This is a genomic window from Acetobacter sp. A11-2 (genome assembly GCF_040208445.1).
GTDB lineage: Bacteria > Pseudomonadota > Alphaproteobacteria > Acetobacterales > Acetobacteraceae > Acetobacter > Acetobacter oryzoeni.
In genome coordinates, this window is sequence record NZ_CP157843.1 from 979,793 (window position 1) to 995,998 (window position 16,206).

General features: G+C 51.7%; 14 protein-coding genes and 1 pseudogene. 7 read left to right on the top strand and 8 right to left on the bottom strand.

Annotation, left to right across the window (positions count from 1 at the left end; all coding sequences use genetic code 11):
• Window positions 1-5 precede the first annotated feature (5 nt).
• A complete protein-coding gene (locus ABNV41_RS04750) occupies window positions 6-221 on the bottom strand; it encodes a hypothetical protein (RefSeq protein ID WP_050819825.1) in 216 nt (71 codons plus the stop codon).
• Between the two features lie 241 nt (window positions 222-462).
• Window positions 463-885 carry an alternative ribosome rescue aminoacyl-tRNA hydrolase ArfB gene (gene arfB, locus ABNV41_RS04755; RefSeq protein ID WP_050820408.1) on the bottom strand — a complete coding sequence of 141 codons (423 nt, stop codon included), beginning with the start codon at window positions 883-885 and terminating at the stop codon, window positions 463-465.
• A 179-nt stretch (window positions 886-1,064) separates the two neighbouring features.
• On the opposite strand from arfB, the gene ABNV41_RS04760 reads away from it, so the two are divergent.
• Window positions 1,065-3,182, top strand: a complete 2,118-nt coding sequence (locus ABNV41_RS04760; RefSeq protein ID WP_050819824.1) for a catalase — start codon at window positions 1,065-1,067, stop codon at window positions 3,180-3,182.
• Window positions 3,183-3,233: 51 nt separating this feature from the next.
• Here the strand turns inward: ABNV41_RS04760 and ABNV41_RS04765 are convergent, their stop codons facing one another.
• Entirely contained in the window at window positions 3,234-3,602 is a 369-nt protein-coding gene (locus ABNV41_RS04765; RefSeq protein WP_050819823.1) for a helix-turn-helix domain-containing protein, read from the bottom strand.
• A gap of 113 nt (window positions 3,603-3,715) precedes the next feature.
• On the opposite strand from ABNV41_RS04765, the gene ABNV41_RS04770 reads away from it, so the two are divergent.
• Window positions 3,716-4,852: an alkene reductase gene (locus tag ABNV41_RS04770; protein WP_050819822.1), complete on the top strand. Its 1,137-nt coding sequence runs from the start codon at window positions 3,716-3,718 to the stop codon at window positions 4,850-4,852.
• A complete protein-coding gene (locus ABNV41_RS04775) occupies window positions 4,849-6,219 on the top strand; it encodes an NAD-dependent succinate-semialdehyde dehydrogenase (protein WP_050819821.1) in 1,371 nt (456 codons plus the stop codon). Before ABNV41_RS04770 ends, ABNV41_RS04775 begins: the two co-directional genes overlap by 4 nt.
• Before the next feature lie 70 nt (window positions 6,220-6,289).
• On the opposite strand, the gene nhaA is transcribed toward ABNV41_RS04775, so the two are convergent.
• Together nhaA and ABNV41_RS04785 are read right to left on the bottom strand one after the other, a co-directional pair.
• Window positions 6,290-7,522 (bottom strand): Na+/H+ antiporter NhaA, encoded by a 1,233-nt coding sequence (gene nhaA / locus ABNV41_RS04780; protein ID WP_050819820.1) that lies wholly within the window; start codon window positions 7,520-7,522, stop codon window positions 6,290-6,292.
• Window positions 7,523-7,622: 100 nt separating this feature from the next.
• Window positions 7,623-8,807: a lipase family protein gene (locus ABNV41_RS04785; protein ID WP_050819819.1), complete on the bottom strand. Its 1,185-nt coding sequence runs from the start codon at window positions 8,805-8,807 to the stop codon at window positions 7,623-7,625.
• 136 nt (window positions 8,808-8,943) lie between these two features.
• Between ABNV41_RS04785 and ABNV41_RS04790 the strand changes: the two genes are divergently transcribed.
• The 3 genes from ABNV41_RS04790 (at window position 8,944) to shc (ending at window position 12,468) form a co-directional block, all read left to right on the top strand.
• On the top strand, window positions 8,944-9,525 hold the full coding sequence (locus tag ABNV41_RS04790; RefSeq protein ID WP_050819818.1) for a TetR/AcrR family transcriptional regulator: 582 nt from the start codon (window positions 8,944-8,946) through the stop codon (window positions 9,523-9,525).
• Window positions 9,526-9,695: 170 nt separating this feature from the next.
• Window positions 9,696-10,250 (top strand): TetR/AcrR family transcriptional regulator, encoded by a 555-nt coding sequence (locus ABNV41_RS04795; RefSeq protein ID WP_003624473.1) that lies wholly within the window; start codon window positions 9,696-9,698, stop codon window positions 10,248-10,250.
• A gap of 55 nt (window positions 10,251-10,305) precedes the next feature.
• Window positions 10,306-12,468, top strand: coding sequence for a squalene--hopene cyclase (gene shc, locus ABNV41_RS04800; protein ID WP_050819817.1), 2,163 nt, complete (start codon window positions 10,306-10,308; stop codon window positions 12,466-12,468).
• A 75-nt stretch (window positions 12,469-12,543) separates the two neighbouring features.
• Here shc and ABNV41_RS04805 read toward each other — a convergent pair whose 3' ends face one another.
• The 3 genes from ABNV41_RS04805 to ABNV41_RS04815 all read right to left on the bottom strand — a co-directional run bounded on the left by ABNV41_RS04805 (window position 12,544) and on the right by ABNV41_RS04815 (window position 15,207).
• Complete coding sequence (locus ABNV41_RS04805; protein ID WP_196332550.1) at window positions 12,544-13,242, bottom strand: hypothetical protein; 699 nt, start codon at window positions 13,240-13,242, stop codon at window positions 12,544-12,546.
• Window positions 13,243-13,269: 27 nt separating this feature from the next.
• Entirely contained in the window at window positions 13,270-14,367 is a 1,098-nt protein-coding gene (locus ABNV41_RS04810) for a YeiH family protein (protein WP_050819815.1), read from the bottom strand.
• 85 nt (window positions 14,368-14,452) lie between these two features.
• A protein-coding gene (locus ABNV41_RS04815; protein WP_087651418.1) for an IS5 family transposase occupies window positions 14,453-15,207 on the bottom strand; the annotation gives its coding sequence in 2 pieces (ribosomal slippage) (window positions 14,453-14,868 and window positions 14,868-15,207; 756 coding nt in all).
• Window positions 15,208-15,304: 97 nt separating this feature from the next.
• Here ABNV41_RS04815 and ABNV41_RS04820 point away from each other — a divergent pair.
• Window positions 15,305-16,186 (top strand): annotated as a pseudogene (locus tag ABNV41_RS04820) (LysR substrate-binding domain-containing protein); the annotation flags it as partial.
• Window positions 16,187-16,206: the final 20 nt, after the last annotated feature.

A 16,206-nucleotide genomic window follows, 5' to 3' on the forward strand; every position in this document is an offset into this window, starting at 1 on the left:
ATGTGCTATTTCCGAAACAGGCTTTTTCTTGTTTTTGAGGTAGAAGACGGTGCTTTTTCTTTTAGAAGAGTTTGCTTTTTCACCGCTTCATTTTGCGCTTTGTTGTTTTCTGGAGCCGGCTTTTTACCGCCTGCTTTGGCATCAGCCGTCTTCTGCTCCGCCTTTTTCTGTGTTTTGGAGGAACTGGAAGGGGCCTGAGTATTGACAAAAGGAGTGCGCATATTCGTTCTCCATCCAAGAGAAGCAGTCGCAGGTGTTTCGCGTGTACTTTGGGTAGATTGCAAAAAAGAAAATGAAGTTACCCAGCAGATAAAATATTATTCTAACCGCCAAGTATTCAGCCGTTATTCAACGCTGGAATGCATTAAACGTTCCAGAACGGGATGTATCTTAAAAAGTAGAAGCAGAAATAATTTTTAACGGAAAATAGCCGCTCATTCAGCTTGGGCTTATTGGGCGGTATCAATCATCAAACCGCACTGTTCGCCCTTGTTTAATACGTGCGCGATGAGCTTTTCCTTGTAGGCGCCGCTGCCGTGCTGCGCGGCTAGGGCGGGTGGCAACACGAAAAGCCGGGCGGTGCGCAGCCTCACGTATCAGAGCCGCCAGACGTTCTATTGCATCCTCCCGATTGCGTTGCTGCGTGCGAAAGCGCCGTGCCGTAATAACAATAACGCCATCACGCGTGGCTCGACTGCCCGCTAATTCCAGCAAACGCGCCCGCACCCGATCTGGCAAAGATGCAGAATGCGCTGCATCGAACCGTAACTGAGCAGCCGTGGCAACCTTGTTGACATTCTGCCCACCCGGACCAGACGCCAAAATATAAGTGACCTCCAATTCGGAATCGGCCAGAGAAATATTGGGAAGGATAGAAATTGCCATAAACCCAATATAACACGTTTTGTGCTGTTGTGCTTGCGTGCTGGCATCCACCACAGGAACTATTCTGTCCCCCATACGTAAGACTTAAAATACGGGGAGCGACGAAACCTTAAAGGCGTACGATTTTAAGACATGTAAAGGGACGACGCTCCTGCCAAAACAACGGCGAGGAGAAGATCATGGCTGTCAAAAAAAATACGTCAGGCAAGGCTGCTAAAACCAAATTTGAACCGAGTTATACAGAACAGCAGGGAAATGGAGGAGAAACACACCAACAAGCTGGGGGGGATGTTGCAACGCTTACCTCTGCTCAGGGTATTCCCGTAGCGGATGATCAGAACACGTTGCGTTACGGTGCCCGCGGCCCGGCATTGATGGAGGATTTCCATTTTCGGGAAAAGATTTTCCACTTTGACCACGAACGTATTCCCGAACGCGTTGTGCATGCCCGTGGCTATGGTGCCCACGGTTATTTTGAGCTGACAGATAGCCTTGCAGACGTTACTCGCGCAGCTATTTTCCAGAATGTGGGAGAACGTACACCTGCTTTTGTGCGGTTTTCCACAGTTGCAGGCTCCAAAGGCTCATTTGATGTTGCGCGAGATGTTCGCGGATTTGCCGTTAAACTCTACACCAAGGAAGGCAACTGGGATCTGGTTGGCAACAATATCCCGGTATTCTTCATTCAGGATGCTATCAAGTTTCCCGATATGGTGCATTCCGTAAAACCCGCGCCAGACCGTGATTTTCCGCAGGCTCAATCGGCCCATGATAACTTCTGGGATTTCATTTCGCTTACCCCAGAAAGCTTCCATATGATCATGTGGGTTATGTCAGACCGGGGTATCCCGCGATCCTTTCGTTTTATGGAAGGGTTTGGGGTGCATACATTCCGTTTTCTGGACAGCAATGACCGTTCAACCTTTGTAAAGTTTCATTGGAAGCCAAAGCAGGGCTTACAGTCTGTTGTCTGGAACGAAGCGGTCAAGATCAATGGGGCGGACCCTGATTTCCATCGGCGAGATCTTTGGAACGCAATTTCCAGCGGAGACTTTCCTGAATGGGAACTTGGCGTGCAGCTTTTTGATGAAGAATTTGCTGAAAAGTTCGATTTCGATGTGCTGGACCCCACCAAACTCATTCCCGAAGAGTTAGTACCTGTAAGAACGGTAGGCCGCCTGGTGCTGGACCGCGTAGTTGATAACTTTTTTGCCGAAACAGAGCAGGTTGCGTTTTGCACCCAGAATGTGCCGCCTGGGATTGATTTCTCGAACGACCCATTGCTTCAGGGTCGCAATTTCTCATATCTGGATACGCAGGTAAAACGGCTTGGCAGCCCCAATTTTACGCATATTCCCATTAATGCCCCCAAATGCCCCATGGCGCATTTTCAGCAAGATGGGCATATGGCCATGCGCAACCCCGTGGGCCGTGCCAATTACGAGCCAAATAGTTGGGGCGCAGCAGGTGGCCCGCGTGAAAACCCCAAACAGGGCTTCCGCAGTTTTGCAAGTGAGGAAACCGGCCCGAAACGGCGGTTGCGGCCCGAAAGTTTTTCAGACCACTACAGTCAGGCCCGACAATTTTACATCAGCCAGACGCCTATTGAACAGAAACATATTGCAGATGGCATTACGTTTGAACTGAGCAAGGTGGAGCGGCCTGATATCCGTTCGCGCGTTGTCTCTCATCTCCTGCATATTGATGAGGAGCTGGCAACAACGGTGGCCGATCATCTGGGCTTACCTGTAGTGCCCGAACCCGCTGAGGCAACGCAGCCTACACGCACTGACCTTCCTCCATCTGATGCCCTCAGTATCGTTAAAAATGGGCCAAAAGCGTTTGCTGGCCGTAAAATGGGTATTCTGGCGACAGATGGCGTGGATGCAGACCTTTTTGCTGCGCTCATTTCCGCTCTTCAGGCAGAAAAAGCCAATTACGAAGTCATCGCCCCCAAAATTGGCGGCATTACACTCTCAGATGGTACCAAGGTAGCTGCGCAACAGAAAACAGACGGCGGGCCATCGGTATTATACGATGCTGTAGCCATTCTGGCTTCCAAGGAAGGCACAAAAGTGCTGGCCAGCACTCCTGCTGCCAAAGATTTCCTGACGGACGCTTTCACGCACTGCAAATATATTGGGTATTCTTCAGAAGCCTGCACATTGTTCAAAAAGGCAGGTTTGGCAGATGATGTTGATAAAGGCTGCATTAAACTGGGCAGTCAAAACGATGCCAACGCATTTGTAAAAACCTGCGGCAATCTCCGCTTCTGGCAGCGTGAAAAACTGGATTGAAGTAAAGAAACTCCCCCTCATGTGCGTTTATGAACGTAGGTGAGGGGGCTTTTACCCACCACTTGATTCTTTTTTCTGCCTCACGCTGTGGGCATATTTATCACCCCATTCCTTTAATGCATGGATGACCGGCTTGAGTGTTTTACCCAAGTCGGTCAGTTCATATTCCACGCGTGGTGGCACTTCTGGAAAAACCGTGCGGGAAATCAGGCCATCGGCTTCCAGTTCTCGCAACTGGTTTGTCAGCATACGTTGCGTTACATTTGGCATACGCCTACGGAATTCGCTAAAGCGCAGCACGCCATCTTCAAACAGATGATACAGAATAAGCGCCTTCCATTTGCCCCCAAACAACTCCAGCGTGGCTTCTACGGTGCAGCCGGGGCTGCATGTTAGCGTGGTGTGGCGAATACGGGGCATGGTATCATTCCTGACACTATAGGCGGTTTATGTGCGTTCTTGCGCCTTAAACCTAATAGGCCAATGTTTACGAGCAGACCAGAGACTATTTCTGCTTCTGAACAAGGCTGATCATGACTTCAATTTCTCTTTTTGATCCCATAAGACTGGGTGATCTGCCCCTGAAAAACCGGATCTTTCTGCCGCCTCTCACGCGCTGCCGCAGCACCCAACCGGGCGATATCCCCAATGCGCTTATGGCCGAATACTATGCCCAGCGCACACAGGCTGGTTTTCTGATTACCGAGGGCACGCAAATTGAACCACGCGGGCAGGGCTATGCCTGGACACCCGGCATTTACTCTCCTGAACAGATTGCAGGCTGGAAACTGGTAACAGATGCAGTACATGCCAAAAAGCGCCCCATTTTTGCACAGCTTTGGCATGTAGGCCGTGTTTCTCATCATCTTTTGCAGCCCAATCACCAACCGCCTATTGCCCCCTCTGCTGTGGCCGCAACGGGTGTGAATGTTTTTATCCCAACTGGCCCGGGCACCGGAAAACTGGTGCCGCCGGATACTCCGCGCGCTTTAACCATTCCCGAAATTCATGAACTGGTAGAACTTTATGCGCAGGCCGCCAGAAACGCACTGCAAGCCGGATTTGATGGCGTGGAAATTCACGCTGCCAATGGGTATCTCATCAACCAGTTTATTTCTGAACGCGCCAATTTTCGCACAGATGCCTATGGTGGTTCACTCTCCAACCGTCTGAGATTTCTGCGTGAAGTGGTTGAGGCCGTTTCTGCCGTGGTTTCTCCTGAAAGGCTGGGCGTCAGGTTTTCTCCACTGTTCAGCACAACCGCGGAGGAACGCGTTTATCTCGGCTTGTTGGAAAGCAATCCGGCAGAAACCTATACCCAAGCGGTACGTGTTTTGGCGGATGCAGGCATTGCGTATCTCTCTCTGGCAGAAGCGGACTGGGATAACGCGCCAGATATGCCGGATTCATTCCGTGCGGCCGTAAGAGATATCTTTCCGGGCCGCATTTTGTGCGCGGGTCGTTACGATAAAGCCAAAGCAGACCACGTTTTGCAAAACGGCTGGGCAGACATGATCGGGTTTGGCCGCAAATTCATCGCCAACCCGGATTTGCCTGCGCGTTTGCAGCACGGATGGCCCCTTAACGCCATAGACCCCACAACCATGTATGGCGGCGGCGCGCACGGATACACCGATTACCCTTTCTATAATCAGGATACCAAAAAATGATTACATATCAGACAATTAACCCCACAACTGAAGCTGTTGAACGCACGTTTGAACTGCATACCCCAGAACAGATGCGCCAGATTATAGACAAGGCAGACCATATCTGGCGCACAGATTGGAAAAAGCGCAGTATTGCCGAGCGTAAAGTCATCATGTCAAAGGCGGCTGATCTGCTGCGTAAGGATCGGCAAGCCCATGCGCGCCTGATTGCCACGGAAATGGGCAAAGCGCTGCCAGATGCATTGGAAGAAATTGATATTACGGCAGATATTCTTTCCTTTTACGCCAATGGGGCAGAGGAGTTTCTGGCTCCCACACCACTTAAGGTGAAAGATGGCAGCGCAAAAATAATCAATCAGCCACTCGGTGTTATTTATTGCATCGAACCTTGGAACTTTCCCTATTACCAATTGGCACGGGTAGCCGGGCCCAACCTGATGGCGGGCAATGTGGTAATAGCCAAGCATGCCCCCAACGTGCCGCAATGTGCCCTGGCGTTTGAAAAACTGTTTCATGATGCCGGAGCGCCAGCAGGCGTTTATACCAATATTTTCCTAAGCAATGATCAATCTGCCGAGTTGATCAAGGATGTGCGTATTCGTGGTGTGGCACTTACCGGTAGTGAGCGGGCAGGGCAAACCGTAGCGGCAGAAGCAGGTGCGGCACTCAAGAAGGACACAATGGAACTTGGCGGCAGTGATGCCTTTATTGTGCTGGATGATGCCGATCTGGAACTTGCCGTCAAATGGGCTACATGGGGCCGCTTTGCCAATAACGGGCAAGTATGCACTGCTGCCAAACGCATGATTGTGCATGAAAAAATTTATGATGCGTTTTTGGATGGGCTAAAAAAGACCATCACCCAATTCCATATTGGGGACCCACTGGCAGAAGGCACAACACATGGCCCCATGAGCAGCCAACGCGCTTTGGATCTGGTGCTGGAACAGATTGATGAAGCCGTAAAAGCCGGCGCAACACTGGTTGCTGGTGGCAAGCGGATAAACCGTAAAGGGTTTTTTATGGAACCCACAATTCTGACCAATGTGAAAAAAGATAACCCTGTTTTTTATCAGGAAATCTTTGGCCCGGTTGCGGTTGTTCATAAGGTGGCATCTGAGCAGGAAGCTGTTGATCTGGCGAATGACTCACCCTACGGCCTTGGTGGTTCCGTATTTTCACGCGATATCGGACGGGCAGAAAAGGTGGCCGAGCAGGTTGAAACCGGCATGATGTTTATTAACACAGCCACCGCTGCCGCGCCCGAACTACCATTTGGTGGCATTAAAAATTCTGGCTTTGGGCGGGAGCTTTCTTTCCTCGGGATTGAGGAATTCATTAACCGCAAGCTTATTCGTATAGGTTAAAAACGTATCGTTCTGCTTTGTGTCTGCCCTTAACAAACGCGGCAGACACAAAGCAAACGAACATGCCAAGCTATTTGCCGCTTACAGCCGCAAGGTTTGCAGAATGCTGGCTTGGTTGTTTAACAGGCAAACAGCGCAGCCAACTCCAGCCAGCCAATGCTGCAATAACAGATCCTGCAAATATCCCCAGTTTTGCTGATACTATTGTATCTGCATCCTTAAAAGCCAAACCAGCAATAAACAGACTGATGGTAAAGCCAATGCCGCACAGCAGAGAAAGCCCGAAAAGCATTTTTATGGATGTTGCTGCTGGGGCAGGCGCTATGCGCAGTTGGAGTGACAATATGGTTGCGCCAAACACACCCACGGGCTTTCCTATAATCAGCCCCAGCATAATACCCAAGGGAACAGGAGCAAGAAGTGCCTCCATATGCACACCAGCAAGAGAAACCCCAACATTCATAAAGCCAAACAGGGGCAGGACCAGCCATGTCACGAATGGTGTTAATGCGGATGATACTTTTTCAAGCGGTGTAATCTGTTCTGCATCGGTTGTACGCGGTTGAGCCGGCAGGCAAAGACCAGTAATCACCCCGGCAAGTGTTGGATGCAGGCCAGAAGATAAAAGCATACCCCACAGCAGCAGGCATCCGGCAAAATACCCCCACAAAGATCTGCATCCCAACCGGTTTGCAGCAATCATGGCTACGGTTACACACAGCACACCAGCCAGTGCAGGCCAGTAAAGTGCAGAACCGTAAAACAGGGCAATAACAACAATGCCCAACACATCATCAAAAATGGCAAGCGCCATAAGCCATGCCCGCGCCCCGGCAGAAACACGCGCACCCAGCGCCATAATAACGGGCAGTGTAAATGCCGCATCGGTGGCTACAGGAATGGCCCATCCATGAACCGCATCTGCATGCTGATACGTTACCCAAAAATAGGTAAGCGCGGGCACAGCCATACCGCTCAATGCGCCAATCAACGGCAAGGCAATCTGACGCATGGATGAAAGATGGCCAGAAACCATCTCTTTCTTGATTTCCAGAATAATCAGCAGGAAAAAAAGCGTCATCAACCCATCAGATACCCATGCCTCAAGCGTATCTGGCGTGTGCGGTCCTAAAATAGAAAGCCGCATGGGTGTTGTAATCAGGGCTTCGTAACCACCACACCAAGCCGAGTTTGCCAGCACAAACCCCGTGATCGAGGCCAGAAGCAGGGCAGTTGCTCCTCCTGCCGGAGACTGCAAAAAATGATGGATGCGATGAACATACGCAGCAGGGGTTTCTGTCATGCATGAATATTGAAGGCGTTATATGCCCCGCACAAGGGAGGAAAAACGTAAAGCCGCCGCTTTCCCTCCCGCAATCAAACCCGAATATGTGTAGGTGATTTTATTCTGGCATGGGGGTGCACTGAGGCGTAACAGCTTGCCCGTTCATGACAGCCTGCGTGAAAGAAGCTGAATCTGGTAATGAGGCATTTACCGTCTGATCATGGTTCAGGCCTTTATAAACATGCGCCTGCACAACTGTGCCAGCAGCGCAGGCTGCCTTTACCAATCCGTACTGAAGCGGCGGAGGCACATCCTTATCAAGCTCTCCGGTGCCAATAAACAGGGGTTGAGCCAGATGCATGGTGGGGTATTGCATTGCCTGTAAAGCCGGAGCCAGATTTTTTGCAAAATCGGGCTTAAGGGAGTTGCTGAAATTCAGGCCATCTTCCTTCACCTTATCTGTCAGCTCATACACACACAAATTAGCTGCAGCACGGTAGGCTGGCATGGCTTTGGCCGTAAAAACGCTTTCCGGCTTAAAGCCTGTATCATAGCCAGAAAGGCCCTGCGCCAGATAAAGCGCATAAACAATAACGGGGTTATATGGCGCATTGTCTGGCGCTGTTGCCATCTGCTTGAGCAGTTCCGGGGTAATATAAGGCGCACCCGTGGCCACCGTGCCCCGAATATTCAGTTCTGGCGCATAGGTTGGAGCAAAAGCAGCCGAAGCAAAAGCGGCCCCACCACCTTGAGACTGCCCGACAATCATGATCTTGTTCTGCAAATCCGGCACCGAGGCCAAAGCTGCCTTCACGCCGTCCAGCAGGCTATAGGCTTCCACACGCGTATTCAGGTATGGGTGCGTGCCGGGAGTGCCTAAGCCCTGATAGTCTGTGCCAACTACGGCAAAGCCACGCTTCATCCATTCAGAAAGATAACGCTTGTTACGTGCGCTCCACGGGTTGTTAGAGGGCGCGCAACGGTCTGCAACGCCTACCGTGCCATGTGCCCAGGCAACAATGGGCCACCCACCAGCAGGTGGCTTACCCGCGGGCAAAATCACCTCTGCCGTAACCGGCACAAGCCCTTTGCCTGTAATGCCATTGGTGGAAAGGTACGTAATGCGCAGGGAACGCCCAGCATCTGGCAGCGTAAAAGCCTCTGGTAAAGATTGCGTCGATGTAAGCGTACCAGCCGTGCCAGAAGGGGATACTGTTGCTGCAATGGCGCCAGAACTCACCCCCATAAGGCAAAGACCAGCAACCAGACGAGAAACATGATAAACAGAGGGGAGAAAACGCAAGAGGGATCCTTCCTCAGGCTATTGGTCTTGTGTTTGACCGCCCGACAAATTGAAACTTAACAATGTTAAGAATGGAACATGGGGATAGAATGTCAAGTGTTCTGATGGTCATCGTGAATATTCTGGAAAATATGTAATGGGCCAGCCTGTTCAGCCTAAAAAAGCCTATCATCATGGAGACTTGCGTGCCGCTCTGTTGCGTTCCGCGCGCACTATTCTGGAGGAGCAGGGCATTGCTGCGCTGGGGTTGCGGGCCATTACACGCCATACGGGTGTTTCACAAACCGCAGCAATTCCGCACTTTGGTAATCTAACTGGCCTGCTTAGCGCACTGGCAACCATAGGGTATGAGGAACTGGCCGCAACGCTTACGCCGCTGCTTGATAAAGGGCCATACGCTGTGGGTGTAGCCTATGTGCAATTTGCCATGCAGCACCCCGGCCTGTTTACACTTATGTTCCGCAGCGATGTAATTGATAGGAAAAACCCGCATCTGGATGCCGCCGCAGCCAAAACATCTGCCATGCTCACACAATTGGTGGGAGAACTGAAAGGTCAGCATTCTGCCCATACACGTGCTGGTGCGCGCGCAGCCTTGTGGGCCAAAGTGCATGGCTTGGCTGTATTGGCCATAGACGGGCTTCTGGAAGCCTTGCTGATGCGAGAAGGTGAGAAGATGACACTCAATGCCCTTATTGAAGATGCACTAAGGTCGTAAAAATCGGAATTTATTTTTTATTATCATGACATTATGTGAATTTTCTTACTTGCATCGGGATGTTTTCTGCCATTCTAAAAATGCATCCGTGTATTCCAATAATATGGTTGCACAATCATCGCTCTCATTTTAATTCCATCCGGATGGATTGAAATAATAGAGGACGGTGCATGGGCCGCCGCAGAACCATTGATCGGGAGAGCGTTCTGGACAGCGCGGAACTGCTTGTTCAGAAAGGCGGCGCCACCGCTTTAACGCTTGATGCCGTAGCCAAAGCCGCAGGAATTACCAAAGGTGGCCTGCAATACTGCTTTGGCAACAAGGATGACCTGATTACCGCCATGATTGATCGCTGGATAGCGGCTTTTGATCTGGAAATAGAAAAACATGCGGGGCCCAAGGCATCTTTGGCAGAGCGGGCGCGTGCCTATGTTCTGGCATGCCGCCAGATAGATGCCGCCACGCAAGCCAGAATGGTGGGTATGCTGATTACCCTGCTGCAATCCCCCAAATACCTTAACCGGATACGGGAATGGTACGCAGGATGGTTTGGGGATTGTAACGTTACCGCAGAAGATGCGCGGCAGGCACGTACTGCAATTTTTGCAGCCGAAGGGGCTTTCCTTCTCAGAAGCTTCGGCTTTATCGCTATGGATCAGTCTGGATGGGATTCAGTGTTTACAGATTGCCTGCGGCTTATTACGCCCCAAGCAGAAACACCGTGATCTTTAAAACAGGAACCAATGAGTCTTTCATGATATTTCGCGCAGGTATGACACAATGAATATGGCAAGCCGTTTTTCATTAAAGAAGATTTTGCGTTCCGGTTCAGACACACAGGGAACAAACGTTAACACCCTTATTCAGTCTGGAACCTCGGATATTGTGCGTCAAAAACCTGCTCCACAGGTTCCGGCAGATCTGTCAGCCCTGAAAGCAATGGGGAACAGCCTGACACACACGCTGTCTTCCGCCTGTGAATGGTTGATGAAGCAGCAAAAGCCCGATGGCCATTGGGTGGGTTCTGTTGGGTCCAATGCCTCCATGGAAGCTGAATGGTGCTTGGCCTTGTGGTTCCTGGGGCTGGAAGATCACCCTCTGCGCCCACGTCTGGGCAAGGCTTTGCTTGAAATGCAGCGGCCCGATGGCTCTTGGGGCACATATTATGGTGCTGGCTGTGGTGATATCAACGCGACTGTGGAATCTTATGCAGCTCTCAGATCTTTGGGTTATGCAGAAGATGACCCGGCCGTTAGCAAAGCTGCTGCCTGGATTATCAGCAAAGGCGGCCTGAAGAATGTGCGTGTTTTCACCCGCTACTGGTTGGCCCTGATTGGGGAATGGCCGTGGGAGAAAACACCGAACCTTCCGCCTGAAATTATCTGGTTCCCCGATAATTTTGTTTTTTCCATTTACAACTTTGCGCAGTGGGCCCGCGCCACCATGATGCCGCTGGCAATTTTGTCTGCGCGTCGTCCATCACGCCCGCTGCGCCCGCAAGATCGGCTGGATGCTCTTTTCCCTGAAGGGCGAGCAAATTTTGATTACGAACTGCCCACCAAAGAGGGCAGGGATGTTATTGCGGACTTCTTCCGTCTGGCAGATAAAGGCCTGCATTGGCTGCAGTCTTCTTTTCTTAAACGCGCTCCTTCGCGGGAAGCGGCCATTAAATACGTGCTAGAATGGATTATCTGGCATCAGGATGCAGATGGTGGCTGGGGGGGTATTCAGCCGCCATGGGTGTACGGGCTGATGGCCCTGCATGGTGAGGGCTATCAATTCCACCATCCCGTTATGGCAAAGGCGCTGGATGCACTGAATGATCCGGGTTGGCGGCATGATAAGGGGGATGCCAGCTGGATTCAGGCCACAAACAGCCCGGTATGGGATACCATGCTGTCTCTCATGGCGCTGCATGATGCCAATGCCGAAGAACGCTTTACCCCAGAAATGGATAAAGCTCTGGACTGGCTGCTTTCTCGCCAAGTGCGCGTGAAGGGGGATTGGTCTGTTAAACTCCCCAATACAGAACCCGGTGGCTGGGCGTTTGAATACGCCAATGACAGATACCCCGATACAGATGATACCGCCGTCGCGCTAATTGCCCTGGCATCCTGCCGCAACCGGCCTGAATGGCAAGCCAAAGGCGTAGAAGAAGCCATTGGCCGTGGCGTGCGGTGGCTGGTTGCCATGCAAAGTTCCTGCGGTGGCTGGGGCGCTTTTGATAAGGACAACAACAAGAGCATTCTTGCCAAAATCCCGTTCTGCGATTTTGGGGAAGCGCTGGATCCGCCATCGGTAGATGTTACGGCGCACGTTCTGGAAGCTTTTGGCCTGTTGGGCTTGCCGCGTGATCTGCCCTGTATCCAGCGTGGGCTGGCTTACATTCGTAAGGAGCAAGACCCAACAGGGCCCTGGTTTGGCCGCTGGGGTGTAAATTACCTGTATGGCACCGGGGCTGTTCTGCCTGCTCTGGCGGCATTGGGTGAGGATATGACACAGCCTTACATCTCCAAGGCATGTGATTGGCTCATTAACTGTCAGCAGGAAAATGGCGGTTGGGGTGAAAGCTGTGCATCCTATATGGAAGTATCTTCCATCGGCCACGGCACCACCACGCCATCCCAAACGGCTTGGGCTCTTATGGGGCTGATAGCAGCCAACCGTCCGCAGGATTATAAGGCCATAGCCAAAGGCTGCCGCTACCTGATTGATTTGCAGGAAGAAGACGGAAGCTGGAATGAAGAGGAGTTCACCGGTACGGGCTTCCCCGGTTACGGTGTAGGCCAGACCATCAAGCTGGATGACCCTGCCATTTCAAAGCGTCTGATGCAGGGGGCCGAGCTCTCACGCGCCTTTATGCTGCGTTATGATCTTTACCGCCAACTCTTCCCGATTATCGCACTCAGCCGTGCATCCCGTTTAATCAAAATCGGAAACTAACTTACAATAAGGATGCAGAAGTTTCCTTCTGCATCCTTTATAATTTAGGCATTACATCATCCGACTTGGCAGTCTTTAATGCCCTGAAGAGGTGATTGAGTCCTGATTATCTGCGGTGTGGCTGCCGGTTATGGCCATATCGCCACCGCCCTGCATACCGCCACCTCCACCATTACCACCCCCGCCGCCACCGGCTTTTTCTGCCCCACCATCTTTCCCTTTGCCACCAGAAGCCTGCACGCGGGTTGGGCCTTGTGTGGGAATACTCAGATCAGATGGAATAGGGGCAAGATCCAGCGCCTGCCTTACAAAATTACGCAAGGATACAACCAGATCATGCGTATGCACCCGCTGGCCTGCTACCAGTTCACGCGCAGCATGTTCTGCTAAACGCACATGTTCTTCCTTACCCAGAAGAATGATGTCGGATAAAGCTGCCTCTACAGCATCACGAATACGGCGTGCCCGGTCTGATGCATTGGCATCTTCCAATATGGAAGTAGTTGTTGTGGCATCCGTATCCGCCATAACACGGAAATCTCGCTTATGCCGTGGGTCTACCGCCAGATCTCCGGTAAAAGAGCCACCCAATGTGCGGTAAGCTGCAATCAATGTGCGCAAACGTTCATTGATCTGGCGGTTCATACGCTCTCGCCGCTGCTGGATCAGCACCATCATCAACAGCCTGATGCCCACACCAATCAAGGTAATGAGCGAGAGCCCAATCATGGTGAACAGGAAGCTGTGCCATGAACTAAAGTCTAGATTATGCAATATGGGCTCCCGATGCTGATGGCTGTTCTAGAACATGACTTTAAGCAGTAACATACTGGCACAAATCAGCCCGAGCAGAGAAAACCCTTCCGTCAGAAGCAGTGGACGGCCCGCCCGAAAAACCGAACGTATGTCTATGCACAAGCCCAACGCAGCCATGGCCAGAATGGTTAAAAAATTGGCTGTAAAGCTTAAAGGCGCAATGAGTTCATGCGGAATAACGTTCACGGAACGCGCAATCATCATGACAATAAAGCCAACAATATACCACGGCACCATCTGCGGAGCACGATGCGTATGCTGCACTTTTTCACGGTTGAAACGTGCATGAAGTATGGACAGGACAATACACACTGGCCCCAACATCAACACACGCATCAGCTTCACCAGCATACCAATATGGCCCGCATTACCGCCAAAAGCCGAGGCCGCAGCTGCAACCTGGGGCACGGCATAAACCGTTAGCCCGGCAAGGGCGCCACCGGTGCGGCTATCTAGGGGCAGAAAGGGCGCTACAAGTGGCAACCCCACAACCAGTATCAGGCCACCTGCTGCCGTAAAGGCAATAGTTGCGCCAATATCTTCATCTTTGGCATGAATGGTGGGGGCTGCCGCCATAATGGCCGAATTGCCGCAGATGGAGTTTCCGCAAGCTACCAGTAGAGTTTGGGGTAAAGGTAACCCCACCAGGCGGCCAATGCAGCTGGTAAATATCAGGCTAAATGCCACCAGCCCCATAACGCCAACCAAAAGCCATGGCCCGGCAGCAAATGCGGCATCAATGCTAAAAGAAGCCCCAAGCAGCACAATCCCGATGTTCAAAAGCGTTTTGGAGCATGTTCTGATACCCGGCTGCCACAGATGATCTGGCTTATGCATAGCCCGCACCACAACACCGGCAATAAGCGCCAGATTGAGCATTTCCAGCCAGATTTTCCCAAATAAAAATCCTTCAACCTGCTGGCAAAGGTAAGCAATGCCCGTAATACCCAAGCACAATAAAACACCAGGGAGATTATGGCTGATAACGTCCAACATACGCTGTTTGAATAATGGCTGCGCCTGAGATGTGGTGAACATGGCAATTTCCCTTTCTGCGCAAAAAATAAGGGAAAGCCATTTCATCACTCCAACTCATTATTCTATTCATTCCAATCGAAAATTATGATTGATTGAAGTATGAAATCAGGCATGACACTACGGCGTGTCGTCAGTTAAGCAGGATGATGATTGAGGCGAACTGCACGGCTGCGAGGAAGGTCGATTTCAGTTTATCGTAGCGGGTTGCGATAGCGCGAAACTGCTTGAGTTTATTGAAGAACCTCTCAACAAGGTTCCGTTCGCGATAGAGAGAAAAATCGGTTTTCCGTCGTGTCGTTCTGTTGCGTTTTGGCGGGATGACCGGGGTAATCCCGCGCTGTATCAGCCGATCGATCAACCTGTCCGCGTCATACGCCTTGTCAGCAAGGAAAGCATCCGGTTCGATGTTTTCCAGAAGTGGTTCTGCCTGGGTGATATCGGCATCCTGTCCCGGTGTGATGCCGAGTTCCACTGGATTGCCCAGAGCGTCGCAGATGGCATGGATCTTTGTAGTTAGCCCGCCTCGTGATCGTCCGATGGCCTGATCCGTGCCCCTTTTTTGAGAGCTCCGGCACTATGCTGATGCGCTCGGACAATTGTGCTGTCGATCATCATGTATTCGTTGTCGTAATCAGCGGCCAGATAACGAAATATCCGTTCGATGACGCCGCTTTCACACCAGCGGCGCAGACGCCGGTGCACGTTTTTCCAGTCACCGAAACGGGCAGGAAGGTCGCGCCATGGAATACCCGCGCGATAGCGATACAGCACCGCCTCCACGAACAGACGGTTGTTCACCGCAGTGCCGCCGACATAGCCTTCTCGACCAGGAAGAAGATCCTTTATCCGCTCCCACTGGTCATCGCGTAAACTATAGCGCCGCATCTGTCTGTCTCCCCAAAAAATGGGAAAACAGTCAGCACACGCAGACACAAAGTACAACCCTCACGTGCCACTCTCAGGGCTTAACTGACGACACGCCGTAGAACAGCTTCGTTTTTTTATTGCAGTTGCAGAGCGCGAGCACGTTACTGCGGCCAGCAAGGCCCTGCATGTTACGCAATCCGCCGTATCTGCCGCCATTGCCACGCTGGAAGAACAGCATGGGGTCAAGCTGTTTCACCGTGTTGGGCGTGGTATTTGCCTCACAGAAGCAGGCCGTCTGTTTTTACCAGAAGCACGTGCAGTTCTGGCGCAGGCAGAAACGGCCGAGAACATGCTGGAAGCCTTTAGCGGGCTAAAGCAAGGCACATTACGCGTTGTTGCCAGCCAGACTATTGCTGCCTATTGGCTGCCTGCGCTTTTGGTAAAATTCCACCGGCAATATCCGCAAATTGTTATGGATATTGCCATCAGCAACACAGAAGAAGCAGCACATCGCGTTAAAAACGGTGAAGTTGATTTAGGTATTGTAGAAGGGCTGGTGGATGATCCCGCCTTGGCGCAATGGCCCGTTGCAACAGATAGCCTGAGTATTGTGCAAGCCGATGCGCATGTGCCTGACACTATAGATGCCACGTGGCTTAGATCTGCCAAATGGGTCATGCGTGAACCGGGTTCTGGCACCCGCACCACACTGGAACACGCTTTGCGCCAACACGGCATAGACCCGGCAGAACTGGATGTAACGCTTGTGTTGCCTTCTAACGAGAGTGTGCGCACTGCCATTGAGGCAGGGGCTGGTATTGGTGCTCTTTCTGCGCTCGTCATTGCACCCGCCGTGCAGGCGGGCACGTTGCATGCCGTGCCCCAAGCGTTGGGCACACGCTTCTTTTATGGCTTGCGGCATAAGGAGCGTTATCGCAGCCCGGCAGCAGAAGCTCTGTTGGATTTAATTGCCCAATCCAGCAAAGTTCAGACCTAAAAGCACAGCAATGGGCGCTA